Origin of the sequence: Bacillus sp. DC4300-2b2 (assembly GCF_049895685.1) — a bacterium.
Taxonomy (GTDB): domain Bacteria; phylum Bacillota; class Bacilli; order Bacillales; family Bacillaceae; genus Bacillus; species Bacillus safensis.
The window spans coordinates 768,997-793,132 of the sequence record NZ_JAFCSW010000001.1 but is presented as its reverse complement, the minus strand read 5'-3'; the positions used below and the strand labels follow the sequence as shown (position 1 = coordinate 793,132).

The following is a 24,136-nucleotide window of genomic DNA, read 5'->3' as shown; positions in this document are numbered from 1 at the left end:
TTATATATTGGAGAAAAAGTAAACAAGCATACGTCTGCTGCTTAAATTCGTCTTTTGCAGCATCGCTTTCACATGATCATGAACGGTATGGGGGGAAATAAATAACGTGCTCGCAATTTCCTTTGTCGACTGGCCCTTTAATAAGCAGTCGAGGACGTTCATCTCTCTTTCTGTCAGTCTGTACGTTTTCGCCGCATAAGGAAGGATATCATTTGTTTGGGCTCGTTTGATGTGAATCATGATAGCCTCCTCCTGCCTATCAGCCTGCGCTAATCGAAAGGCTTGAAGAGAGAGGAACAACCCCGTAGGCAATCTCGTCATGCTTGCCGTTGTTTGCTCAATACCGCCATATAAAAGTTTTGCCCCTAATGCTCTAAACGGGCGTGGCATGGTCGCCCTGTCATGGATTTGTTCAAAGGCTTGAAACGTCTGAAGCCAATGAAGACCTGTCTCATTTCCATAAAGAAGCTTGTAGTCGTGCGAAAGAATAAGGAAGCCTTGTTGCTCCGCCGCCGCGTCTTCTTCAGTATCTCTTTTCTTGAAAAGTTCATCTCTTAGCTTGGCTGCGAGTCTGGGCGTTTGTTCGATGACCGCTTGGATATCATTTTCTTGAAAAGGTTCCTTGTCCTTTAGACGATAGAGGCTGGCCATCCCCCAGCATTCCCCTTGAATCACAAGAGCTGCCCGCAATTCATCAGACCATCCTTTAGGTAACAAAATGTTTTGGTAGCGCTCACTGCTAAGGTATTCTCCGCTTTGGACTAGGCTCGCAGCATGAACTGGGCCTTTGGCTAGAAACTCATGCTGATGTACGTCCCTTTTTAAAAACTCATTTTGAAACAGCTGGTCATGAATTTCTTCAATCGGTTCATCTGTGAAGGAACCTGTCGAGAGGAGAGTGGCTGGATCAATGGTCGTGATACAGGCGGCATCAAAATCAAGGACGGCAGCAAGTTCGTCCCGAATGTGTTGTCTCAGCTGCTGAAAATGAGTGGCTGGATTGGTCACATGATCTCCTCCTCAAAAATCCCCACTTTTAGGGATCGTGTTTTATGGTGTCTCTTTTTACAATAAAGATGTCATATCGTTAGTGTACAGGAAACGATGGAAAGCGGAAAGGAACTGGAGGAGAAGGACATGAAAGAAAACCAGCATTGGCACGATCCCGTTGCTGAGTCATATGCAGCGACGATTGCCTATAAAGTACCCGGCTATCAGCTATTGCATGAGTTGACAATAGATGTATTAGAAACTGAATTAAAGGGAGCGGTTCCCCGCATCCTGACTGTTGGAGCGGGTGGGGGCGAAGAGATCATCAACATGTTACAAAGAAAAGAAGACTGGCTCATCACAGGGGTTGATCCGTCACCTTCTATGCTGGACATGGCGAAACAGCGAGTTGCAAAGCTAGAAATGGAGGCGCGTGTCACATGGCATGAGGCCTCATTAGATACGGTATCAGCTGAACCTGTTTACGATGCGGCAGTGAGCTTGCTTGTCATTCATTTTATAGAAAAGCGCCAGCTCTTTTTAGACGAGGTTGCCCGCAGGCTTCAACCAGAAGCACCGTTTATGTTGGCCTTTATACAAGGCGAGATGAAGTCCCATGCGTTTCAACAGGAGCTTCACATGCTTTCTCTTTTCATGCAGCGGCAAGGCCTGGAAAAAGAGGTGTTTACGTCCTTTAAAAACAGGCTGGGACACACGACACACCCTGTTCCTGAGAAAGAAATAAAAGAGCATTTAATCAAAGCAGGATTTGAAGACATCAGACCCTATTTTCAGGCAGGAATGATCAAAGGGCTTGTTTGCAAGCGGAATCGTAGAGAGGCGGATGAGAAATGAGAACACAGGTGATGGTGATAGGCGGCTATGGACATGTTGGACAGCAAATATGTCTTCAGCTAAGTGAAGTGTATCCCGGTCAAATTGTTGCAGCAGGCAGAAGCTATGAGAAGGCAAAGAAATTTTCACGCCAGACAAAAGGGAAGGTTCTTCCCTATCAACTTGATGTCAGTGAGCCGTTATTTTCGGACTGGGTGGATCAAACAAAGCTGGTGATCATGTGTCTCGATCAAGAAGACACGACATTTGCTGAAACCGTTCTGCGGGCAGGCATTGATTATATCGATATTTCTGCAAAGGGGGCGTATATGGAGCAGATGGCACAGCTGGATCAGCAGCAAATCGGTGCGACGGCTTTGCTCAGTGTAGGTCTCGCACCCGGCCTTACGAATTTATTAGCTGCGAAAGCATCATCTATGCTCTCATCAGTGAATCAAATAGATATAGGGATTATGCTTGGGTTGGGTGATCAGCATGGAAAAGCCGCCATTGAATGGACGCTTGACAATGTCCATACTGACTATGTGCTTACTGAGCATCATCAACGTAAAAGAGTCAAAAGCTTTACTGGAGGCAAGCGTATAGATTTTGGGGTGAAACTTGGAAAGAGGAAAGCCTATCAGTTCCCCTTCTCTGATCAGCAGACATTGCCTTTGACACTCAGTGTGCCTTCTGTGACAACAAGACTTTGTTTTGATTCTCGCGCGGCAACGCGGGCATTTGCCTTCACAAGGAGCCTTGGAATGACGTCACTTCTCACTGTTCCGAAAATCAAGGGAAGAGCCATTTCCATGATTCAATCGGCTCAAATGGGAACAGATCAATATGCAGTGAAAGTGGAGGCGACAGGAATGGAGAGGAACAAGATTCATCAAGCAGCGCTTGGAATAAAAGGGCATGATGAGTCTCAAGCAACAGCTCAAGTCGCCTCTGCTGCAGCACTACATTTATTGAGCAGGCGGTTTCAGACAGGTGTGTTTCATATCGAACAATTATTTTCATTAGCGTATGAGAATGGAGAATTTGCGTTGGTGGATCAAAACACGAAGGAAAAGCGTGTTTTAGCGCTGAAAGCCAACCTTTTAACCGCATAAAAGAATACGAACATAGGGTGATTCAAATGGAGGGTTGTAGACGGGAGTGATAAAAAGGTTACGTTTTGCAAATAAATTTCAAGTGGGTGGTGTTTACAAGTGTTAAATACAGAACAAGATATAATTAAAAATTATATAGATTCACCCCAAAAATTATATAAACGAGTATTGTTCGTTGTTAGTCTATCGCAAATATTTGGAGGGGCTGGACTAGCCGCAGGGATTACGGTAGGTGCCCTTTTAGCTCAACAAATGCTTGGAACTGAAGCCTATGCAGGAGTTCCAATGGCTTTATTTACTTTGGGGTCGGCTTGGGCAGCTTTCATTGTAGGAAAACTTTCACAACGTTATGGACGACGCATCGGTTTATCGACAGGTTTTGTAATTGGAGGAATCGGAGCAATTGGCGTTGTGATTGCAGCTATGATGAATAGTGTCATTTTATTATTTGCATCGCTCTTCATTTACGGTGCGGGAACAGCCACAAATTTACAAGCTCGTTATGCTGGGACTGACTTAGCGAACTCTAAACAACGTGCAACGGCCATTAGTATGACAATGGTCATGACAACATTTGGGGCTGTAGCAGGTCCGAATTTAGTTGAAATGATGGGTAAATTCGCCGTATCAATTGGTGTTCCATCACTTGCGGGTCCCTTTATTTTATCAGCCGCAGCATTTATTGTAGCAGGTCTTGTCCTTTTTATTCTGCTGCGTCCTGATCCGTTAGTTATTGCTCAAAGAATAGCAGCTTACAAAGCAAAACATGAGCATGGAAATCAACCAGATTCTGTTGATAAAAAAATAGATAAAAAAGGGATTACAGTAGGTGCCACGGTTATGATCTTAACTCAAATTGTCATGGTTGCACTCATGACCATGACACCGGTACATATGCAGCATCATGGTTATGGATTAGCCGAAGTGGGAATTGTTATTGGTTTTCATATTGGTGCAATGTATCTTCCTTCACCTATCACGGGTGTACTTGTAGATAAATTAGGACGAACAACTATGAGCATAGCGTCGGGCATAACATTGTTACTTGCTGGTTTATTAGCAGCATTCGCACCAAGTGATTCAATGATTCTATTAATCATTGCTCTGTCTTTACTTGGATTGGGTTGGAACTTTGGTTTAATTAGTGGTACTGCTCAAATAGTTGATTCTACAGAACCATCAACCCGGGCCAAAACCCAAGGAACACTCGATGTTTTTATTGCGTTAGCAGGTGCTGCTGGCGGTGCTCTTTCAGGAATGGTAGCTGCGAATACGAGTTATGCTACATTATCTTTAAGCGGAGGAATTTTATCTTTATTTCTCATACCTGTAATAGTTTGGTCATTTAAAAGTAAAACATAATGCAGCTCCGTGCTGCATCACAAAAAAAGACATGACCCCCATCATGGGAGAGCATGTCTTTTTTAATCCTCCATAAAAATACGTTTTGCTTCATAGTAGAGCACCTGCATAAATTTCTTCACATTAACAAGCCGGATGCTAGTTTTAGTTTTTTTATGATGATGTCGACACATCCCCTTTTTTCTTGATGCTCCCTGTGATGAGCTGTGTCAATGTGTCAGAACCTTTTTTTGAAAGGTGAACACCATCAGGCTGGAAATAGGATGGCTGTCCAGTAGCGGCTGAATGCCAATCAACCAAGGTGACATTTTGATCTTGATCGGCCACTCGCTGAATTACCGCATTCACATCATTTTCCCATGACCTCGGGACCCTCGTATTCACTAGGAAAATATGTGCCTTTGAAAAGTTTTGAATGAATGCTTTCAGCGTGTCCTCAGTAAAATAACCATTTGTGCCAAGTTCAATGATAACAGCGGCATCAGATTGATTAAATGATTTGTATTGAGGGGCGATGCTGATGGCTTCGTTCATCTGTCTGCCAACCTTCCCATCGATAGTGATCTGTTTATATGCTTTTTCAAGATTCGGCGCAATGTCTAACATGACAGAATCACCAATGGCAAGAATTTGGTGAAATTGTTTTTGATCAGCTGCTTTTTTCTCGTGCTTTTCTTTCTTTTTCTTCGCTTTTGATTCCGAAGGTTCGGCTGTTTTTTTCGGTGCTGTCTTAATTTGCGTCACTTCCTTCACATGTGGGGATGAAGTGGACGAATTAGACATGCCAATGATAAATAAGATCAAAAGAGCTGCGGTGATTCCAAGGAACACCTTATTAGATGTAGACCATTGTTTGATTCCTTTTTTCCAAATAGACCAAGAGGCAAAATATTGTCTGAAGCCATGCTGGCGGATTGGCTGTTCGATGAAGCGATAGGAAGCCTCAGCAACTAGTAAAATGGCGATGAACTGCATTGTGACACGCGCGATGGAAGGCTGTCCAATTTCAATGACCGGTGTGGTCAGTACGATAATGGGATAATGCCACAGATAAATACCATAAGACCGCTTACCAAGCCAGACGAGCGGCTGAAAGGACAGCCATTTCCCTATAAGACTTGCAGGGTGGCAGACGCACGCAATTAAAATGGCAGCATTCAGACAGAATAAAAGCATGCCGCCCTGATAGAGAAAGGCATCGAAATCGTCCACTGCATAAACACAAAGAAGGAAAATCGCAAACGAACCGAACCCGGCAATATGTAAAATACGTCTGCCAACAGGAAGTAATTTCTTGCTGGATAGTCTTTGCATAGGCCACACAAATGCCAGACTGCAACCAATCAGGAGCGCAAATGCACGAGTATCTGTTCCATAATAAACCCTGCTTGGATCGGTATCTGGTGAATAAAGAATCGCCATCCATAAGGCGGAGACAAGTGCTAGGCCAAAGGTGATCATAGGCAGATGGGATCTGTTTTTTATCCATTTCAGCCCTGCAATCAACAGTACCGGCCAAACGATATAAAATTGCTCTTCAATTGCCAAAGACCACAAATTTTTCAGTGGAGATAGGGCATTGAAGCTATCAAAATATGAAAGCTGGTGAAAAATATACCACCAGTTACTGACATAAAAAAAGGACGATAGGGCATCGCCACGAATGGACAATAATGCGTTTGAACCAGCAATCGCGCACCAGCTGACGGTTATAAAAATCATGATGTAAGCAGCTGGAAGAAGCCTCCTGATCCGTCCCATCCAAAATGGCAAAAGCTCTTGATAGCCTAAATCCTGCTTATGTAACAAGATCGTTGTAATCAAGTAACCAGAAATGACAAAAAATAAATCAACGCCAAGAAACCCGCCACTTGCGGGTCCGATATGTAAGTGATAAGCAATGACTGCCAATACAGCAACGGCTCTTAGTCCATCTAATCCTAAAATATAACGAAAACGATTTTCCTTGCTGTTCATGAAAATGAATCCCCCATCAATGTCAAACGCTTCTTTTTGTTGTTCATTCAAAAGAGCAACGATTCTTTTATTTTATATAAGATTAGACGAATCAGCATTACATTTTGTTGGCGAATTTCTGTCTTTTTTTAAATTTTTTTCATACGAAAAAAGAATTGGTGGGTGAAGAGATGTCGAATTTGATACTCAAAACCAAAATCCCTGTCATAATAAAAGAAGAAGGAAAGGGGATGTGTTGAATGAGAACGATCGAAAATGATCAGTTATTGGTTCAGATTCATGAAAAGGGAGCGGAAGTCAGGGAGGTGCTTGACAAGGAAAGCGGGCGTCACTATATGTGGTCTGGAGATCCAGCTTATTGGGGCAGGGTGTCGCCTGTCTTGTTTCCGATTGTTGGGCGATTAATGAATGATCAATACAAGATTGACGATCAAACCTTTGAGCTCACGCAGCATGGATTTTTGCGTGATGTCAATTTTGATTTATATGAAGAAACGGATCATACGGTGACCTTTCAATATGAATCAAGAGGCCGGCACGTGAAGCAATACCCATATGAATTTACAGCACGAATTCGTTATGAACTACTGGAAAATGGACTGAAGATTTCCTGGGAAATTGATCATGACGGAGATGATACGATGTATTTCTCCATTGGAGGGCACCCAGCATTTCGTGTTCCTCTCGTTGAAGGCGAGCAAGCAGCAGATTATTCACTCACATTGACACCTTCCACTGAACATCTCCCTGTGCAATATGAACTGCGGAATTCACTTGTCAGAGAGAAAGGAAAAGGAATTGAGCTTGAGCCGATCCAGCTTCGGCCAGAGCTTTTTCAGCATGATGCGATGATCTTGAGCCATATCAATCGAGTGTCATTGACTTCCAATGCAGGTCACGGAGTTGAGGTCGATCTCACTGGCTTTCCGTTCGTGGGCATTTGGTCGCCTTATGATCAAGAAAAAGGAACGATGGCTCCTTTTGTTTGTATTGAGCCGTGGTATGGCATCGCCGATATGGAAGGGACGAATGGGCAGTATAAAGAGAAGTTTGGCATTCAAACATTAAAAAAGAATGAGACCTTTCATGCTGCTTATACAATTTTCTTCAAATGAACATTTGTGCATGATGAGTTGAACAATTTGTTATGATAGAAGAAAAAAGGGGGCTTATGAATGGATCGAGAGAAACAACAGCTGAGTATTGAAGCGGCAAGGCTTTACTATTTGTCTGATTACAGCCAGCAGGAAATTGCCAAGCAGCTGGACTTGTCCAGACCGACTGTATCTCGGCTGCTTCAATATGCGAAAGAGAAGGGGTATGTCCAGATTACTGTGATGGATCCGTTTGAGGATTTAAATGAGCTTTCTTCATTGCTCAAGGAAAAGTATGACCTGCTCGAAGCTCATGTAGTGTTTTCGCCAAAGGACGACTATCCAACCATCACCGATTATTTGAGCCGATTTGGTGCAGATTACTTGCAAGAGACGGTGAAAGACGGTGATATCGTTGGCGTGAGCTGGGGAACGACTATGTATCAGATTGCACAAAAGATGCAATCTAAACAGGTAAAAGGTGTAGAGGTTGTCCAGCTCAAGGGCGGAATCAGCCATTCTCATGTGAATACATATTCTGCGGAAACCATTCAGTTGTTTGCTGAGGCCTTTCAAACAGCACCGCGCTATTTGCCGCTTCCTGTTGTATTTGATAGTGCTGCTGTCAAGGAAATGGTTGAGCAGGACAGACACATTCAGCGAATTATTGAAATGGGCAAGCAGGCAAATATCGCTGTGTTTACTGTTGGAACGGTAAGAGATGAGGCACTTTTGTTTAGACTAGGTTATTTCCGTGAAGAAGAAAAAGCGCTACTCAAGGCATCCAGTGTCGGAGACATTTGCTCGCGTTTTTATGATCAAGATGGACGCATTTGCAGTCAAGCCATTAACAATCGCACAATTGGCGTGGAGCTAGATGATTTAAGGACAAAAGAACGATCCATTCTTGTCGCTGGCGGTCATCGAAAGGTGGCTTCTATACACGGCGCACTAAGAGGAAAATATGCGAATGTATTGATCATCGATCAGCACACAGCGAGGGCTCTTTTAAATGTCACAAAATAGATGAACAAAATTTCATAACCGTGTTTACAATTGTTCATTCGTCATATATGATGAAAGTATCATAATTAAAAGGAAGTGTGAAGCATGACGATAGCAAAGCTCATTGATCATACAGCACTAAAACCAGATACAACTAGAGCTGCCATTATGCAGTTACTTGAAGAAGCAAAGACTCATCAATTTGCATCTGTTTGCGTGAACCCAACTTGGGTATCTCTTGCGTCAAAAGAACTAGCAGGAACAGGTGTTGATGTATGTACAGTCATCGGTTTCCCGTTAGGTGCGAACACAACAGCGGTGAAAGCATTCGAAACAAAGGATGCGATTGAAAACGGTGCAACAGAAGTGGACATGGTCATCAATGTTGCCGCATTGAAAGACGGCGAATATGATGTGGTTGAACAAGATATTCGTGCAGTTGTAGACGCAGCAAAAGGAAAAGCATTAGTGAAAGTCATCATTGAAACATGTTTACTTACTGATGAAGAAAAAGTCAAAGCTTGTGAGCTTTCAGTGAAAGCGGGCGCTGATTTTGTGAAAACATCGACTGGATTTAGTACAGGCGGTGCAACGGCTGAGGACATCGCATTAATGCGTAAAACAGTAGGACCTGACATCGGTGTGAAAGCATCAGGTGGCGTGAGAACAAAAGAAGACGTTGAGGCAATGACAGCTGCAGGTGCTACTCGTATTGGAGCTAGTGCAGGCGTTTCCATTATCAAAGGGGATCAATCAGCTCCTTCGAAAGACTATTAATTCATACGATCCTATGGTAGGATAACATTCATGACTCATAAATGATGAAAAAGTCATATGCGGAAGGAACTCACTTCTGGGAATTTCTTCCGCGTTTTGTTTACGAAATAGGGTTTGTTCCATACAAGCGCATTAATGTAAACGAATTCATTCAAGGAGGAAAAACATGAAATATGTGATTGGTATCATCGGTTTGCTAGTGATTCTCGCCATTGCATGGCTGGCTAGTAATGGAAAAAAACGAGTGAAATTCCGTCCAGTAATTGTCATGATTGTACTGCAATTTATTTTAGGTTATATTCTGCTCAATACAGGTGTTGGAAACTTCCTAGTCGGAGGCTTTGCAAAAGGATTCCAAATGCTTCTAGGCTATGCCGGCGAAGGAATCAACTTTGTATTTGGCGGGTTAATGAATGATAAAGCGTCCACTTTCTTCATCAATGTCTTACTGCCGATCGTCTTTATCTCGGCGTTAATCGGTATCCTGCAGCATTGGCGTATTCTTCCGCTTATCGTACGCGGAATTGGATATTTGCTTAGTAAAGTAAACGGTATGGGGAAACTAGAATCTTACAACGCAGTAGCGTCTGCGATTTTAGGTCAATCAGAAGTCTTTATTTCTATTAAGAAACAACTTGGATTATTACCTCAGCAGCGTCTTTATACATTATGTGCATCTGCAATGTCGACGGTATCGATGTCGATTGTTGGTGCGTACATGCAAATGATTAAACCAGAGTACGTGGTTACAGCACTTGTGCTGAACCTATTTGGTGGATTTATTATCGCATCGATCATCAATCCATATGAAGTGTCTAAGGACGAAGACATGCTTGAAGTCGTTGAGGAAGAAAGACAATCCTTCTTCGAAATGCTTGGCGAATACATTATGGATGGCTTCAAAGTAGCGATTGTTGTTGCTGCAATGTTGATTGGATTCGTTGCATTAATTGCGATGATTAACGGTATCTTTACAGCAGTCATCGGTGTTTCTTTCCAAGATGTACTTGGATATGTCTTTGCTCCATTTGCGTTCATTGTTGGTGTTCCTTGGAGCGAAGCGGTACAAGCAGGAAGCATTATGGCGACCAAAATGGTATCGAACGAATTTGTGGCAATGCAAATTCTATCCGGTGATGCTTTCCAATTCAGTGCTCGTACAGAAGCGATCATTTCTGTATTCCTTGTATCATTTGCGAACTTCTCTTCTATCGGTATCATTGCTGGAGCAGTCAAAGGCTTAAACGAAAAGCAAGGAAACGTAGTCGCACGCTTTGGATTAAAGCTGTTATTCGGTGCAACTCTTGTCAGTTTCTTAACAGCAGGCGTTGTCGGTTTGATTTACTAATTTAAAAAAAGGAATGGTGAAAACAATGAGAATGGTAGATATCATTGCGAAAAAACGTGACGGAAAAGAATTATCTTCAGAGGAAATTTCTTTCTTTGTCAAAGGTTATACGGACGGAACAATTCCTGACTACCAAGCAAGTGCCTTGGCTATGGCAATTTTCTTCCAAGATATGACGGATCAAGAACGTGCAGACTTAACACTCGCTATGGCGAACTCAGGAGATACAATTGACCTGTCTGCCATTGACGGTATTAAAGTAGACAAGCACTCAACAGGCGGTGTAGGTGATACAACTACGCTTGTACTCGCTCCTCTTGTTGCGGCACTAGATGTACCTGTTGCGAAAATGTCTGGGCGCGGCCTTGGGCATACAGGCGGTACAGTGGACAAGCTTGAAGCGGTCAAAGGCTTCCACGTAGAAATTACAAAAGACGAATTCATCGAGCTCGTGAACCGTCATAAAGTAGCGGTCATTGGCCAATCAGGCAACCTGACACCAGCTGATAAAAAGCTGTATGCTCTTCGTGATGTGACAGGAACTGTTAACTCAATCCCGCTTATTGCAAGCTCCATTATGAGTAAGAAAATTGCTGCTGGTGCAGATGCGATTGTACTCGATGTGAAAACAGGCGCAGGTGCTTTCATGAAAACACCAGAAGACTCAGAGAAGCTTGCAAAAGCCATGGTGCGCATCGGAAACAACGTTGGCAGACAAACGATGGCGGTCATCTCTGACATGTCTCAGCCGCTAGGATTAGCGATTGGAAATTCCCTTGAAGTGAAAGAAGCGATTGATACGCTTCGAGGCGAAGGTCCTGAAGACTTAAACGAGCTTGTGCTCACATTAGGTAGTCAAATGGTCGTTCTTGCGAAAAAAGCAGACACACTTGATGAAGCAAGAGAAAAGCTGATTGAAGTGATGAAAAACGGCAAAGCACTTGAGAAATTCAAGGAATTCTTAGAAAACCAAGGTGGAGACAGCTCCATTGTAGATCAGCCTGAAAAACTGCCGCAAGCACCTTACAAAATCGAAGTACCTGCCAAAGAATCAGGTGTCGTAGCTGAAATTGTCGCGGACGAAATCGGTGTTGCAGCGATGATTCTTGGAGCAGGACGCGCAACAAAAGAGGACGATATCGACCTATCTGTCGGCATCATGCTGAACAAAAAAGTGGGCGATCGTGTTGAAAAAGGAGATTCACTTGTGACTCTGCATGCGAATCGAGAAGATGTTGCAAATGTCATGGAGAAAATTTATGACAACATCCGCATCGCTGATCATGCCGATGCACCAACATTGATCCACACAGTCATTACTGAATAAAGAAAAAGGACAAAAGTGATTCGTCGCTTTTGTCTTTTTTTATGCTCGTCATTTTCTATTGAAATAAAAAAATTCACTTTATGAAACAAACCTCTTGCAATCATCAAACAATGGGTGTATATTAATTGACGAGTCAATGATTGATATATCAAGTAATTGATTTCTGAATAGAAAAGAGGGGATGGCATTGACTGCATTTTGCTCTGAAGAGGCAGAGGTATTATATCGTTTGCAGTGCGTGAACCGTATGATGGGCGTGAAGTTCGAAGCATGCACGGGCATCAGCCAATCAAGACTTGAGTTGCTATCGCTGTTATTCCAAGCCGATGAAATCAGCCAAACAGATTTGCAGAAAAAAGTAAATATTGATAGTGCAGCTGTGACCCGTCATTTAAAACAGTTAGAAACAAAAGGAATGGTCACACGCAGAAGAAAACCAGAAGACAATCGAGTCACACTTGTTCGCTTAACAGACGAAGGCAGAACAAGAATCGAAGCTTCTAAAATAGAAAAAGAACGATTTATCTCAGAAATGCTTGAAAACGTAAGTGAAGAAGAACGAAGGCTTCTCACTGATGTGCTCATCCGTATACAACAAAACATCGAAAAGATTCAAACAACCTAAAGGAGTGTTACACATGGCTACAACATTAAAAACAAACGATTTTATGGAAATTATGAAAGGGCGCCGCTCTATTCGTAACTATGATCCATCTGTGAAAATCAGCAAAGAAGAAATGACAGAGATTTTAGAAGAAGCAACAACTGCACCATCATCAGTGAATGCACAACCTTGGCGCTTCATGGTGATTGACAGCCCAGAAGGAAAAGAAAAGCTTGCACCACTTGCAAAATTCAACCAAACACAAGTGTCAACATCAGCAGCTGTCATTGCAGTTTTTGCAGATATGAAAAGCGATGAATACTTAGAAGAAATTTATTCAAAAGCAGTAGAGCATGGCTACATGCCGCAAGAAGTGAAAGAAAGACAAATTGCAGCATTAACTGCACATTTTGAGGTTCTTCCCGAGCAAGTGAACCGCGAAACAATTTTAATTGACGGTGGGATTGTGTCTATGCAGCTTATGCTTGCTGCACGTGCACACGGTTATGATACAAATCCAATTGGCGGATATGATAAAGAAGTCATTGCTGAAACATTTGGCTGGGATAAAGAACGTTATGTACCAGTCATGCTGCTATCAATTGGGAAAGCAGCTGACGAAGGCTATGCATCTTACCGTTTACCGGTTGATCGTATTGCTGAGTGGAAATAATATCTTTTCAAAAGGAGACGATCAAATGATTATTATTCATGCAGGGATGACCATTCATCCAGAAAAAGAAAACGTATTTTTAGAAGAAATCAACGAATTAATGAAAGCTTCACAGGCTGAAGAAGGCAATGTTTCCTACAAGCTGTTCAAGGATACAGATAAGGAAAATACCTTTTTAATGGTAGAAGTGTGGAAAGATGACGCTGCGGTTCAAAGCCATAATGCAAGTGCTCATTTTCAGGCTTTCGTAGCGAAGGCAAAAGAATTCTTAGCCGCTCCACTTGACGTGGTTGCCTTTCAAGGCCAGCAGCTTTCATAGAAAAACAACAAACACCCTAGGCGGTTATCGCCTAGGGTTCTTTTATTTTCGACATATGGTTCCACCTATTTCGTTCACGTATTGTGCATTTTCCACAAAATTTCTGAAAATAAAATGTTTTTCGACTTAACTATATTGGAATATGCTAGAATTAGATATTATTTATTACCAAAATAGGGAGGAACCAATATGAAAAAAGGGAAATGGACGAAAATTGCACTAACCGCTGTGCTAAGTTTAGGCACATTGACAGCTTTCAGCACCCCTCTATCTGCCCACACCACAGAAAAATCAACATCCTCTGACGGCGGTCATTATTCAGGTATTCCATTTGACTCAAGCGTCGTAAATGAAGACCGTCTCGTCAAAGCCTTGAAAAAACAAGGAAAGATCAAAAAGAATGCCAATGAGGCAGAAACCCAAAAAGCATTAAAGAACTATCTAAAGAAAAAAGAAGAATCGGCAATGAAACAAAGTGCCAGCACTTTAACAGAAGAGCCTGAATTCCTCAAAGAATACAAACAAGAGGTACATAACAAACTTGCCAAAAAGAAAAAGTTAAAGAAGCATAAAGGAAAAGAAGGCAATCAAGTAAAACCGGTCAAAAAGGAAAAGTATAAAGGTGACGTCCGCAATGATAAGGTATTGGTTTTATTAGTAGATTTTAAAGATTATAAGCATAATAGTATCAAAAAAGAAGAGACTGATATGTATTATGACAAGTTTGATCAACAGCATTATCAAGATATGCTTTTCGGAAAAAATGGCTACATCGGTCCAGATGGGAAACGAAAAGTATCCATGAAGCAATATTATGAAAAGCAGTCCGGCGGCAGTTACACAGTCAGTGGAACAGTTGCAGGATGGTATACAGCGAAGCATGAAGCTGCTTATTATGGCGGGAACGTACCTGACGATTCAGGCAGTGACGGCAGACCGCGCGAATTGGTAAAAGAAGCACTCGAAGCAGCAGCAAAAGATCCAAATGTTGATCTCGGCGAATATGATCAATGGGACCGCTATGATATTGATGGCGACGGTGTTTATAACGAGCCAGACGGCATCATTGACCATCTGATGGTCGTTCATGCCGGTGTAGGTGAAGAAGCAGGCGGCGGACAACTTGGCGCTGATGCGATTTGGTCACACCGCTGGTCACTTGGTGATGTATTTGAAATTCCGGATACTGAATCTGAAGTCGGACAAGGCGGGAAAATAGGCGCTTTGGATTACACTATTGAGCCTGAAGATGGCGCAGCAGGTGTGTTTACACATGAATTCGGACATGATCTTGGTCTTCCTGACGAGTACGATACACAGTACACAGGCAACGGAGAGCCCGTTTCTTACTGGTCGATCATGTCAAGCGGAAGCTGGGCAGGTAAAGTGCCTGGTACGGAACCAACAGGCTTTAGCCCATATGCGAAAGAAATGCTTCAAAATCTGCATGGGGGCAACTGGCTTTCTGGACAAACCATCGATGGTAAAACATTAAAGAAAAGCAAAACCGTCTTAATTGATGAAGCAGCAACAAAAGGAACAAACCATGATGCCGTTCGAGTCGATTTACCAGATAAAGAGATTGTCGTCACGACACCTGCTCAAGGAAAATATTCGTACTTCAGCGGAACGGGTGACAATTTGAATGCAACCATGACGACAACAGGTATTGATTTGTCAAAAGGAAGCAAAGCAGAGCTGACATTTAAAGCATGGTACGATATTGAAGAAGATTATGATTATGCGTATGTCGAAGTGCGTGAATCAGGGACTGATCAATGGAAGACCATCGCGGGTAACATCACGAATGATCGAAATGAAGCAGGTGCAAACGAAGGCAATGGCATCGACGGAAAATCAGACGGCTGGGTAGATGCTAACTTTGACCTGTCTGCTTATGCAGGGAAGAAAATCGACCTGCAATTCCGTTACACAACCGATGCAGGCTATTCACTTCCAGGTTTATTCGTAGATGATCTGAACGTCAAAGCAGATGGAACGAACGTATGGTCAGATGATGCCGAGGATACATCTACTTTTACCTTTAATGGATTCTCAAAATCTAATGGAAAACAATATGCAGCACAATACTATTTACTAGAGTGGCGCTCTTATGCTGATGTCGATAAAGGCTTAAAGCATATTAAACGCGGGGCAAGTCTGATGAGCTATAATAACGGGTTGGTCGTTTGGTATGTCGATCAATCATACAGTGATAACTGGGTAGGAAAACATCCGGGGAACGGCTTCCTTGGCGTAGTAGATGCAGATCAGAAAGTATTAAAATGGAGTGACGGTTCCATTGCCGCAACAGGGTTCCAAGTACATGATGCAGCATTCTCTTTGAATCCAAGTACGAAGCTGAATATAGATTATACAGCAACAACGGGCTTAACTTTGCAAGATCGCTACATTCGCCCGGCTCGTACATTTAGTGATAAAAAGAACTATGTGAATCCAAACAACCCAGATGCAGGACGCGATGTACCGACATATGGGTTATCCTTTAAAGTCGTTGGACAAAGTAAGGATCGTTCTGTTGGAAAGGTGTTAATTTCGAAAAGTAACTAAATAGAAAGCCGGATTCTACTATTGAATCCGGCTTTTTGATATGTGAGAAAAGGAATGTGAGGGCACGATTGTTTTTTTAAATCGAATGTCTGTTCTTTTTTATTTTGATATCCGAATGAAACCATTATATAATAGAGACTGGAAGGTTTTTCTTTCAACCATGATTCTTTTTAGCTGTTAAAACAAAGGAAAGGATGAGCGTTACCAATGAGTTGTGTCACTGCCAAGCAATTAAAGGTGATTCGAGGGACGATGCAGACTTTTTGCAGCCATTTGGAGTATGATGGCCACGGTAAGCTTCATATCAATACCATCATGGCTTTTATTAAAAAGGAATTCGGCGTGAGAAAAATGAAAGACATTCCACAAAGTCGCTTTACAGAAGCGCTAGAATTAATACAAGACTTTGATTTATACACGGACAAAATAGAGATTCGTGACCGTCTATCAGAAAGGAATTAACTAAATTGAATATTTTAGCAATGATTTTAGTAGGAATTGTCGCATTAGAACACATTGTCATCATGTTATTAGAAATGTTTTTTATGGAATCAAAGATGGCGAAGCGATCTTTTAAGCTGCCAGAACACTTGCAAAAAGATCCAAATGTCAAAGTAATGTTTGCCAATCAGGGGCTTTATAACGGGTTTTTAGCTGCAGGACTCATTTGGGGGCTCATTCTTGGATCGAATACCGTTGGATATATGATTCAGCTGTTTTTCATTCTTTGTGTACTCATCGCAGCAGTATTTGGCGGTGTAACATCCAATAAATCAATTATCATCAAACAAGGAGTACCAGCGCTGCTTGCACTCATTGCACTGATGCTGGCGATCTAACCTTAAATAAAGCCGCCTCTAGTGAGGGCGGCTTTATCTTTTTCGAAGACCCATTAAACGAATAATGGAAGTTAGACAAAGGGCAACGGCAACGGCCAAAATGATTTTTCCGTACATGACCCCCGTTAGGTTCATCAAAAAGACGGCCAATATAATACAGAGCGTGATGATGATCATCACAATCGAATAGGTTTTCACTCTTTTCCACTCCTTTAAAAATCTCCTCTTGTGACGAGAGGTCTGTCAATCTTTCCTCATATTATATCACTCAATGACAATTTTACATGAAATTCCCTACCAATAGAATGTGACATATTGATTAGATTTGGAGTCATACCATATTTTTTAGAAAATCGGGTATAACATAAAGAGCTGACCTGATGAAGTCATATTGCTTGATGTTTAATTGTGCAAAATATAAAATAACCACATGATAAATCGAAAGGATGATCAATATGAGTAAGAAAGTGTTATTAGTATCGACAAGCAGCCCAGAAATGAATGGACATCCAACAGGCTTATGGCTAGAAGAGTTAGCAGAGCCATTTCATATTTTTAAAGAAAATGAACTAGAAGTACAAATTGTCTCTATTCTAGGTGGCACTGTACCAATTGACAAAAATTCAATTCCTGAAGGTGTCCCAGCGCAATATAAAGATGTGTATGAACTACTTCAAGATACAAAGGCGCTTACAGATGTGAATCCAGCTGATTATGACGGCATTTTCTTTGCTGGGGGACACGGCCCTATGATCGACTTTGCGTCTAATCAATTGGTAGCGGATGCGATCTTAGCGGTTTCAGATAAAAATGGTGCGATCGGAGCCGTTTGTCATGGTGTTTCAGCATTCGTTGATGTGAAGGACGAAAATGGCAAATCATTTATCGAAGGCAAAAAAATCACAGGCTTCACCAACGAAGAAGAGGAAGCCGTGCAGCTGACATCAAAGGTTCCATTTTTATTGGAAACAAAACTTCGTGAGCAGGGGGCAGCGTTTGAAAAAGGCGATGCTTTTGCGCCATTTGCTGTCGTTGACGGACAAATCATTACTGGACAAAACCCAGGATCAAGTGCAGAAACAGCACGTTTGTTTGTCAAAACCATTGCATAAAACGATCAAAAACCAGCCGTTACTCATGCGGCTGGTTTTTTGTTATAAAAATGTCCCAAAAAAGACCAAAACAATGAATGGAATAATGGTAAAATTATCACAGGTTAAAAAACCCAAATGAAGAAAAGGGGATGTTCCTGTGAGAGCATTTTATGTCAAAATCACTGCAGCTTTACTGTCTGTTTTACTCGTTGCAACAGGTTTGTTTTCACCAGCATTAAAAGCAGAAGAAGCACCAAAATCAAGTGGGAAACGATCACCACTGACAGAAAAAGCGATTCAGCAAGTGCAAGAGTCGTTTTTGAAGCAGGATGAAGGAACCGCTATCCAACAGAAGCAAGTGAAAAAATCATTTAAAGTGAATAAGAAGAAAGGAATCAGTATCAAACGAAAAGCTGCTAAAGATGGTAAAATGCGCACGTCTGCCGTTCGCTCCATTGATGGACTAGCCATAAATCAATCGGCTGTCTTAACAGAGGACGACCCAGTTGATCTATGGTTTTTAAGCACATCTTCACCTCAGGCACTCATCAGCCGGATTACCTCTTCAAACCCTGATTATTTCGTTCAATTGTTTGTTGTTGATTATGAAACAGGACAAGCCTATCCAACGGATCTTATTCAACCGGCAGGCAGTCTGCTTGCGTTAAGCAATTTACCAGCGGGTGATTATGCGTTTGGTATTACCAGCGGTGGAGAATTTGGAGACTCATATACATTACAGGTGAATGCAAAAAACCCACCAAATTTCACAGGTGCTGAATCCCTGTCATCAACATTGCAATACTTTGTCGCTACGTATGCCAATGGGGATGTTTTCGCAAACGGTACAAAAGTGTATAACAAACAATCTAAGACCGCTGATTATAAATGGGAGCGTGTGTTTTACTTCTCATATGATGGAAAATATGAACAGAGAACTCATTCTGTTGAAAGTGTGAAGGTGAAAAGTATTTCAGCACCAGTGTCGTACTCTGCTCCATACGCAAGTTCCTCAGAGGCCATTCTCGTCTACTTAGATGTGGAGACATTGTTTATGTACCATCAATCGTCTTATGCAAGCGGGCAATATTACCATGATACCTTTGTAGATACACTCGGGAAGACAACACCAAGACGCTTAGATATTGATGATATGACAAATTACGGTGATCATATTTTAGCTGTAGATTTAAAAACAGGAAAGCCGATTGATTTCTTCAGCGTGCTGAATTTCTACTATGCTGCAGGGATCGAGAAGCTGCCAACAATCAGAACGTTGAATTAAGAAAGGCGGTTGACATCAAATCGCCACATGTGTAGAGTAAAGATAATTAAATGACAAAAGTCCACTAGGGGAGTCATGTATGACTGAGACAAGAGAAAATCTTGGACCCTTTGAACCTGATCTAGTTCGTACTAGCGGAGGGAAGTGGAGCTGGACCTTGTCTTATTCATGATTGAATCGATAAGAAGGCCGCTCCATTTGGGGTGGCTTTTTCATTTATTCAACTGAAAAAGAGGAGGCTTTTTTTATGACATTTTCTACGCAATTAAGGAAAGAAGCAGATTCGTTATTTGAAGCTATTTATCAGCATCCGTTCGTCAGAGGCCTGGCAGCAGGAAAGCTGGAAAAGGAACAGATCATTCATTATGTCAAACAGGATGCAGAATACTTACAAGCATTCATTAAAATTTATGCAGCAGCGCTCAGCAGATGTACAGGCAGAGAGGATATTGCGTTTTTTCATCAGCAGATTGCGTTTGTACTAGATAGTGAAACGCACCCTCATCAAAACCTTTGCCGAGTGGCAGGAGTAGCATATGATGAGCTTCAAGGTGCTTCTTTGGCTCCGAGTGCTCATCACTATATTCATCACATGCTGCAAGTCGCACAGGAAGGTACACTTGGTGAAATCATCGCTGTCCTCCTTCCATGTCCTTGGACATATTGGGAAATAGGGAAACGAATGCTCACAGATGTGCAGCCAGACCCGTCACATCCGTTTTATGAGTGGATCACGTTTTATGGAGGATTAACCGATTCTGTCACAGGTGAGCTTTGCAAGCGGCTCGATCAATTGGCGGAAGCAGCAAGTGAGAAGGAAAAGGAAAAAATGAAACAGCATTTTATCTTAAGCTGCCAGCTCGAGTACAAGTTTTGGGAAATGGCCTTTACTGTTGAAGAGTGGCCAGTTCAACTGGAGGTGCATTCATCATGACATGGAAGATGAAAGAAGTCGTCCTTGCCGTGATTTTATCCGTTGCGTGCGGTGTGATCTATTTAGGGTGGTCCACACTTTACTTACCAATTACAGCACTTGTGGGCCCAGCAGGAGGCAATATCATGTTTGGAATATGGGTCATTGCCAGTCCAATCGTTGCGTATATCATTCAAAAGCCGGGGGCTGCCCTGATTGCGGAAACAGCTGCCGCGGCTGTGGAATTATTGACAGGCAGCCACTTCGGACTTTCAGCTCTGCTGATTGGTGTATGCCAAGGGCTTGGGGCAGAAATCGCCTTCGCTCTTTTTGGGTATAAACGATACCGCATGTGGACACTGATGCTGTCTGGTGCCTTTGCCGCTATCGGAGCGATGGCGTACAGTCTCGTGGCAAATGGCTTTAGTTATTACACACCTCAAGTTTTACTTATGACCCTTGTGACTCAAATTATTAGCGGAATGATACTTGGCGGCTGCCTTGCGAAAGTGGTGGTGGACGCACTATCCAAAACAGGTGTACTGAATCAATATGCCATCATGAAAGAAAAACGAAACAAAGGTGAACAGCATGAATTCATTTCTCGCGTGCAATGATCTGACTGTCCGTTTTTATGAACAGCCTAAGCCTATTTTAAATCAAGTCTCCCTGACGATTCAAAAAGGGGAAAAGGTGCTTATTTTAGGGCCGAGCGGAAGCGGGAAATCCACGCTCATTTCGGTTCTGGCTGGAATCATTCCAGAGCATGTGGAAGCAGACATGCAGGGTGAAGTGGTATTACAAAGACATACAGGCGTCATGTTTCAAGATCCAGACTCTCAGTTTTGTATGCACCGCGTCAATGAAGAAATTGCCTTTAGCTTAGAGAACCGTTCCGTCCCTCGTGAAGAGATGGATGATATCATTCAGCAGATCATGCAAAAAGTCCAGCTGAATGTTGATCCGCATACAGAGATTCACACTTTATCTGGCGGCATGAAGCAGCGATTGGCACTTGCCTGTTTACTAGCATTACAGCCGGATGTTCTATTCTTTGATGAACCAACCGCACAGCTTGACCCAGCAGGTAGATTGGACATATTTCAACTGTTGCAGCAGCTTGCAGCCGATCAGCAGCAAACCATGATTTTTGTAGAGCATGTACTTGACGGAGTCATCGAATGGATGGATCGGGTGATTTTATTAGATGACCAAGGTAGCATTTTAGCAGATGGAGCTCCAAAAAATGTGCTCGTAACATATGAGAAAGAAATGAAAGAGGCAGGAATTTGGCGGCCAAAATTATTTCCCGAGAAATGGTCCACGATTATTCAAGATCCATTTCATCCACTGAGTCAAACCTTTATGCAAACCTATGAAGCAAGAAAAGCGCAGCATGAAAAAGTGGCATCATTCGAACGAGAGACAATGATTCGTACAGAAAATCTTCAATTAAGCTACGGGAAAAAAAGGATTATGAGTAATCTTCAGCTTGATATCAAAGCAGGAGATTGGGTGGCGATTATTGGAGAAAATGGGAGCGGAAAAAGTACGTTTCTCAAACATTTGATCCGCTTAGAGCCAGCTAAAAAAGGTCATATTTTCTTAAAAGAAACAGACCTTAAAAAATGGTCTGACCGACTACTCTATGAAAAAGCAGGCTTTGTGTTTCAAAATCCGGAGCTTCAATTTATACAAGACACAGTATTCGATGAAATTGCATTTGGCGGCAGACAGCGAAACTGGCCAGAATCAGTAGTACAAGAAAAAACGGTTCAGCTGCTGAAAGAGTTCGGTTTAGAGAAGCATGCAAAAGCACATCCCTTCACCTTAAGTTTAGGGCAAAAAAGAAGATTGAGTGTTGCCACGATGCTCCTTTTTGATCAAGATGTATTGCTGTTAGATGAACCGACTTTCGGGCAGGATGAAAAAACAGCGAAGGAATTAATGAGACGTTTAAAAGAGCGTCAGCGCCAAGGCACAACCATTGTGATGGTCACACATGATATGGAGCTTGTCGATGAGTGTGCCGATCAAGTGCTTCTTTTTCATCAAGGGAAGCATGTGTATGATGGCACCCCTTATGATTTATTTTCAAATCAGGAACTTGTCGATGCTTATCAGCTGAGAGCTCCTTTACATTATCGCTATGTGGCAGAAAGAAAGGACGTGCTGACGATTGCAAAGTAATCATTCCTTTCTTTCTACTGTGAATCCAGTCATGAAATTACTCGCTCACCTGCTTGCGATGGGCTGCCTCATGGCGATATCTGATCCTAAAACAACCTTTATCATCTGGCTGTTTGCTCTTGGCATTGGACTTGTTTTAGGTGGATGGAATATGAAGTATCTCATCACAAGGCTTGTCCCTTATCTGCTCTTTTTTATTCTCGTCTTTTGGATGATGGCGGCCTTCGGCAAGGGGGATCATACTGTTTGGAAGTGGGCGTGGTTTCATATCACGGAGGAGAGTTTAAGAAATGGTCTCACCATCGCTTTCAGAATGCTTGGATTTGTAACATTTGGCCTCCTTTTTACGTCCACAACAGATTTGACGGCATTTATGATGAGTTTGATTCATCAATGCCGAATGTCTCCAAAATGGGCGTATGGAATGCTTGCCGGCTTCCGGTTTATTCCGTTATTTCAAAGTGAATTAAAACAAATGAAAGCTGCACATAAAATCAGAGGCTACAAGCAAAAAAACAGCTGGAAAGCGTTTATGCGTTATGCATTGCCCCTTTTTACGCAAGGCGTACGAAAATCAGAACGCTTAGCGATTGCAATGGAAGCCAGGGGCTTCACAGGGACGAGAGAGCGAACGTATTATCATATCATCAGCACCTCATGGATTGACTATATGTATCTTTTTCTCATCGGTATTAGTGTCTTCATGTGCATTTACTTTGTTTAAAAAACACCCACATTCTCTTGATAGAATGTGGGCTTTTTATATGTCTTAGGTCATTAGATTGATATTAGTGCACATTACAGGCTGTAATAGATCATATAACGAACCGATAAAGAAGGTGTACTGAGAAAAAGAGAGGATGAACGTAAGCGAATGTCACAGAGAATTGATAACATAATAGACGCTTTACCAATCATTGGACTTGCTATGAGAGAACAGCTAACCTTTTCTGTTTTAGGGAAAGAGAAGGTTCTTTATTATCAGCAGCATGGGAATATTGATTTAGGATTTAAAGCTGGTGATACAGTAGATGCTGGATTCCAAAACTTTGCGATGCTGAAAAATGGGAGAGAACCATCGTTTATCCAAATTCCGAAAGAAGTATACGGGATTCCAATGGATATCGTAGCCGTTCCAATTACTGATGAATCAGGTCAAGTGGTTGCTGCCTTCTGTGTGGCCTATGACCAAACCAATCAACAACGATTAGAGCACATCATGACGGAGAGCAACGAAGCTTCCGAAAAACTAGTCGCAATGGTACAGCAGGTTGCCGCACATTCAGAGGAACTACAAGCGACAAGTGAACAAATTCTTCAAAATACGAAAACCACTGTCGAAAATTCCTCTAAAATCAATCAAGTGTCTAATCTCATTAAAGGTATCTCTGATCAAACGAACTTACTTGGACTTAACGCATCAATAGAAGCAGCAAGAGTAGGAGAAGCAGGAGCAGGCTTTGGAGTGGTCGCAACAGAAGTGAGAAAGCTGTCAACTCATGCGAAACAGGCGACGACTGACATTGAAACAGCCCTAAAAGATGTGCAGGGCTCAATCAAAGGAATGGAAGAAGAAATTGCGCAAATTGTCGCTTCCTCTGAGCATCAGGCAGAACTTGTAGGCACTTTTACAAAAATTATTGAAGGCCTTCACGAAACAAACGAAACGATGAAAGCATTAGCAAACGACTTAGTAAACTATCAAGTGAAATAAAAGAACGACAAAACCTCCAGCTGAATTGGAGGTTTTTTTATCATTTCAAGGTGAGAAACTTGTTAGGATTATGACCGTTTTATCGCTGACAGGCAGGATACACTT

At 42.2% G+C, this 24,136-nt stretch carries 23 protein-coding genes, 1 pseudogene and 1 riboswitch; of the genes and pseudogenes, 21 read left to right on the top strand and 3 right to left on the bottom strand.

What is annotated here, in order from left to right:
• Positions 1–1,008: a helix-turn-helix transcriptional regulator gene (locus ACP69X_RS04085; RefSeq protein WP_075612172.1), complete on the bottom strand. Its 1,008-nt coding sequence runs from the start codon at positions 1,006–1,008 to the stop codon at positions 1–3.
• 129 nt (positions 1,009–1,137) lie between these two features.
• On the opposite strand from ACP69X_RS04085, the gene ACP69X_RS04080 reads away from it, so the two are divergent.
• The 3 genes from ACP69X_RS04080 (at position 1,138) to ACP69X_RS04070 (ending at position 4,301) form a co-directional block, all read left to right on the top strand.
• The gene (locus ACP69X_RS04080) at positions 1,138–1,845 is read left to right on the top strand and encodes a class I SAM-dependent methyltransferase (protein WP_073978782.1); all 708 of its coding nucleotides are present in this window, start codon (positions 1,138–1,140) and stop codon (positions 1,843–1,845) included.
• Positions 1,842–2,939, top strand: coding sequence for a saccharopine dehydrogenase family protein (locus ACP69X_RS04075; protein WP_075612171.1), 1,098 nt, complete (start codon positions 1,842–1,844; stop codon positions 2,937–2,939). Before ACP69X_RS04080 ends, ACP69X_RS04075 begins: the two co-directional genes overlap by 4 nt.
• A gap of 99 nt (positions 2,940–3,038) precedes the next feature.
• Complete coding sequence (locus ACP69X_RS04070) at positions 3,039–4,301, top strand: MFS transporter (RefSeq protein ID WP_426052447.1); 1,263 nt, start codon at positions 3,039–3,041, stop codon at positions 4,299–4,301.
• A 153-nt stretch (positions 4,302–4,454) separates the two neighbouring features.
• Here ACP69X_RS04070 and ACP69X_RS04065 read toward each other — a convergent pair whose 3' ends face one another.
• Positions 4,455–6,278: an acyltransferase family protein gene (locus ACP69X_RS04065; protein ID WP_269102885.1), complete on the bottom strand. Its 1,824-nt coding sequence runs from the start codon at positions 6,276–6,278 to the stop codon at positions 4,455–4,457.
• A 239-nt stretch (positions 6,279–6,517) separates the two neighbouring features.
• On the opposite strand from ACP69X_RS04065, the gene ACP69X_RS04060 reads away from it, so the two are divergent.
• The 11 genes and pseudogenes from ACP69X_RS04060 (at position 6,518) to ACP69X_RS04010 (ending at position 16,835) form a co-directional block, all read left to right on the top strand.
• Positions 6,518–7,393 (top strand): aldose 1-epimerase family protein, encoded by an 876-nt coding sequence (locus tag ACP69X_RS04060; protein ID WP_073978784.1) that lies wholly within the window; start codon positions 6,518–6,520, stop codon positions 7,391–7,393.
• Positions 7,394–7,453: 60 nt separating this feature from the next.
• Positions 7,454–8,398, top strand: a complete 945-nt coding sequence (locus tag ACP69X_RS04055) for a sugar-binding transcriptional regulator (RefSeq protein WP_041087524.1) — start codon at positions 7,454–7,456, stop codon at positions 8,396–8,398.
• A gap of 84 nt (positions 8,399–8,482) precedes the next feature.
• Entirely contained in the window at positions 8,483–9,154 is a 672-nt protein-coding gene (gene deoC / locus ACP69X_RS04050) for a deoxyribose-phosphate aldolase (protein WP_024423938.1), read from the top strand.
• Between the two features lie 166 nt (positions 9,155–9,320).
• Positions 9,321–10,502, top strand: coding sequence for a NupC/NupG family nucleoside CNT transporter (locus ACP69X_RS04045; protein WP_024427552.1), 1,182 nt, complete (start codon positions 9,321–9,323; stop codon positions 10,500–10,502).
• Between the two features lie 25 nt (positions 10,503–10,527).
• The gene (locus ACP69X_RS04040) at positions 10,528–11,829 is read left to right on the top strand and encodes a pyrimidine-nucleoside phosphorylase (protein ID WP_041087525.1); all 1,302 of its coding nucleotides are present in this window, start codon (positions 10,528–10,530) and stop codon (positions 11,827–11,829) included.
• A gap of 140 nt (positions 11,830–11,969) precedes the next feature.
• Positions 11,970–12,454, top strand: a pseudogene (locus ACP69X_RS04035) (MarR family winged helix-turn-helix transcriptional regulator).
• A 13-nt stretch (positions 12,455–12,467) separates the two neighbouring features.
• Entirely contained in the window at positions 12,468–13,106 is a 639-nt protein-coding gene (locus ACP69X_RS04030) for a nitroreductase family protein (RefSeq protein WP_039182629.1), read from the top strand.
• A 25-nt stretch (positions 13,107–13,131) separates the two neighbouring features.
• Positions 13,132–13,425, top strand: coding sequence for a putative quinol monooxygenase (locus tag ACP69X_RS04025; protein ID WP_039182626.1), 294 nt, complete (start codon positions 13,132–13,134; stop codon positions 13,423–13,425).
• Between the two features lie 189 nt (positions 13,426–13,614).
• Entirely contained in the window at positions 13,615–15,996 is a 2,382-nt protein-coding gene (locus tag ACP69X_RS04020; RefSeq protein ID WP_041087527.1) for an immune inhibitor A domain-containing protein, read from the top strand.
• A gap of 207 nt (positions 15,997–16,203) precedes the next feature.
• Complete coding sequence (locus tag ACP69X_RS04015; protein WP_012011773.1) at positions 16,204–16,458, top strand: ORF6C domain-containing protein; 255 nt, start codon at positions 16,204–16,206, stop codon at positions 16,456–16,458.
• A 5-nt stretch (positions 16,459–16,463) separates the two neighbouring features.
• On the top strand, positions 16,464–16,835 hold the full coding sequence (locus ACP69X_RS04010) for a DUF1304 domain-containing protein (protein ID WP_024423930.1): 372 nt from the start codon (positions 16,464–16,466) through the stop codon (positions 16,833–16,835).
• A 33-nt stretch (positions 16,836–16,868) separates the two neighbouring features.
• Here the strand turns inward: ACP69X_RS04010 and ACP69X_RS04005 are convergent, their stop codons facing one another.
• Complete coding sequence (locus ACP69X_RS04005; protein WP_003214630.1) at positions 16,869–17,033, bottom strand: hypothetical protein; 165 nt, start codon at positions 17,031–17,033, stop codon at positions 16,869–16,871.
• Between the two features lie 257 nt (positions 17,034–17,290).
• On the opposite strand from ACP69X_RS04005, the gene ACP69X_RS04000 reads away from it, so the two are divergent.
• From ACP69X_RS04000 to ACP69X_RS03970, 7 genes are all read left to right on the top strand, one after another.
• Positions 17,291–17,947, top strand: a complete 657-nt coding sequence (locus ACP69X_RS04000; RefSeq protein ID WP_426052446.1) for a type 1 glutamine amidotransferase domain-containing protein — start codon at positions 17,291–17,293, stop codon at positions 17,945–17,947.
• A 139-nt stretch (positions 17,948–18,086) separates the two neighbouring features.
• Positions 18,087–19,214: a hypothetical protein gene (locus tag ACP69X_RS03995; protein WP_041087534.1), complete on the top strand. Its 1,128-nt coding sequence runs from the start codon at positions 18,087–18,089 to the stop codon at positions 19,212–19,214.
• 56 nt (positions 19,215–19,270) lie between these two features.
• Positions 19,271–19,374, top strand: a riboswitch (TPP riboswitch).
• Between the two features lie 87 nt (positions 19,375–19,461).
• On the top strand, positions 19,462–20,148 hold the full coding sequence (gene tenA / locus ACP69X_RS03990; protein WP_041087536.1) for a thiaminase II: 687 nt from the start codon (positions 19,462–19,464) through the stop codon (positions 20,146–20,148).
• Positions 20,145–20,744, top strand: coding sequence for an ECF transporter S component (locus ACP69X_RS03985; RefSeq protein WP_075612165.1), 600 nt, complete (start codon positions 20,145–20,147; stop codon positions 20,742–20,744). Before tenA ends, ACP69X_RS03985 begins: the two co-directional genes overlap by 4 nt.
• Positions 20,719–22,317 carry an ABC transporter ATP-binding protein gene (locus ACP69X_RS03980; RefSeq protein WP_411242496.1) on the top strand — a complete coding sequence of 533 codons (1,599 nt, stop codon included), beginning with the start codon at positions 20,719–20,721 and terminating at the stop codon, positions 22,315–22,317. The genes ACP69X_RS03985 and ACP69X_RS03980 overlap by 26 nt, the downstream gene beginning before the upstream one ends.
• Positions 22,307–23,041 carry an energy-coupling factor transporter transmembrane component T family protein gene (locus ACP69X_RS03975; protein ID WP_426052445.1) on the top strand — a complete coding sequence of 245 codons (735 nt, stop codon included), beginning with the start codon at positions 22,307–22,309 and terminating at the stop codon, positions 23,039–23,041. The genes ACP69X_RS03980 and ACP69X_RS03975 overlap by 11 nt, the downstream gene beginning before the upstream one ends.
• 150 nt (positions 23,042–23,191) lie before the next feature.
• Positions 23,192–24,031 (top strand): methyl-accepting chemotaxis protein, encoded by an 840-nt coding sequence (locus tag ACP69X_RS03970; protein ID WP_075612162.1) that lies wholly within the window; start codon positions 23,192–23,194, stop codon positions 24,029–24,031.
• The last annotated feature ends 105 nt before the right edge of the window (positions 24,032–24,136 follow it).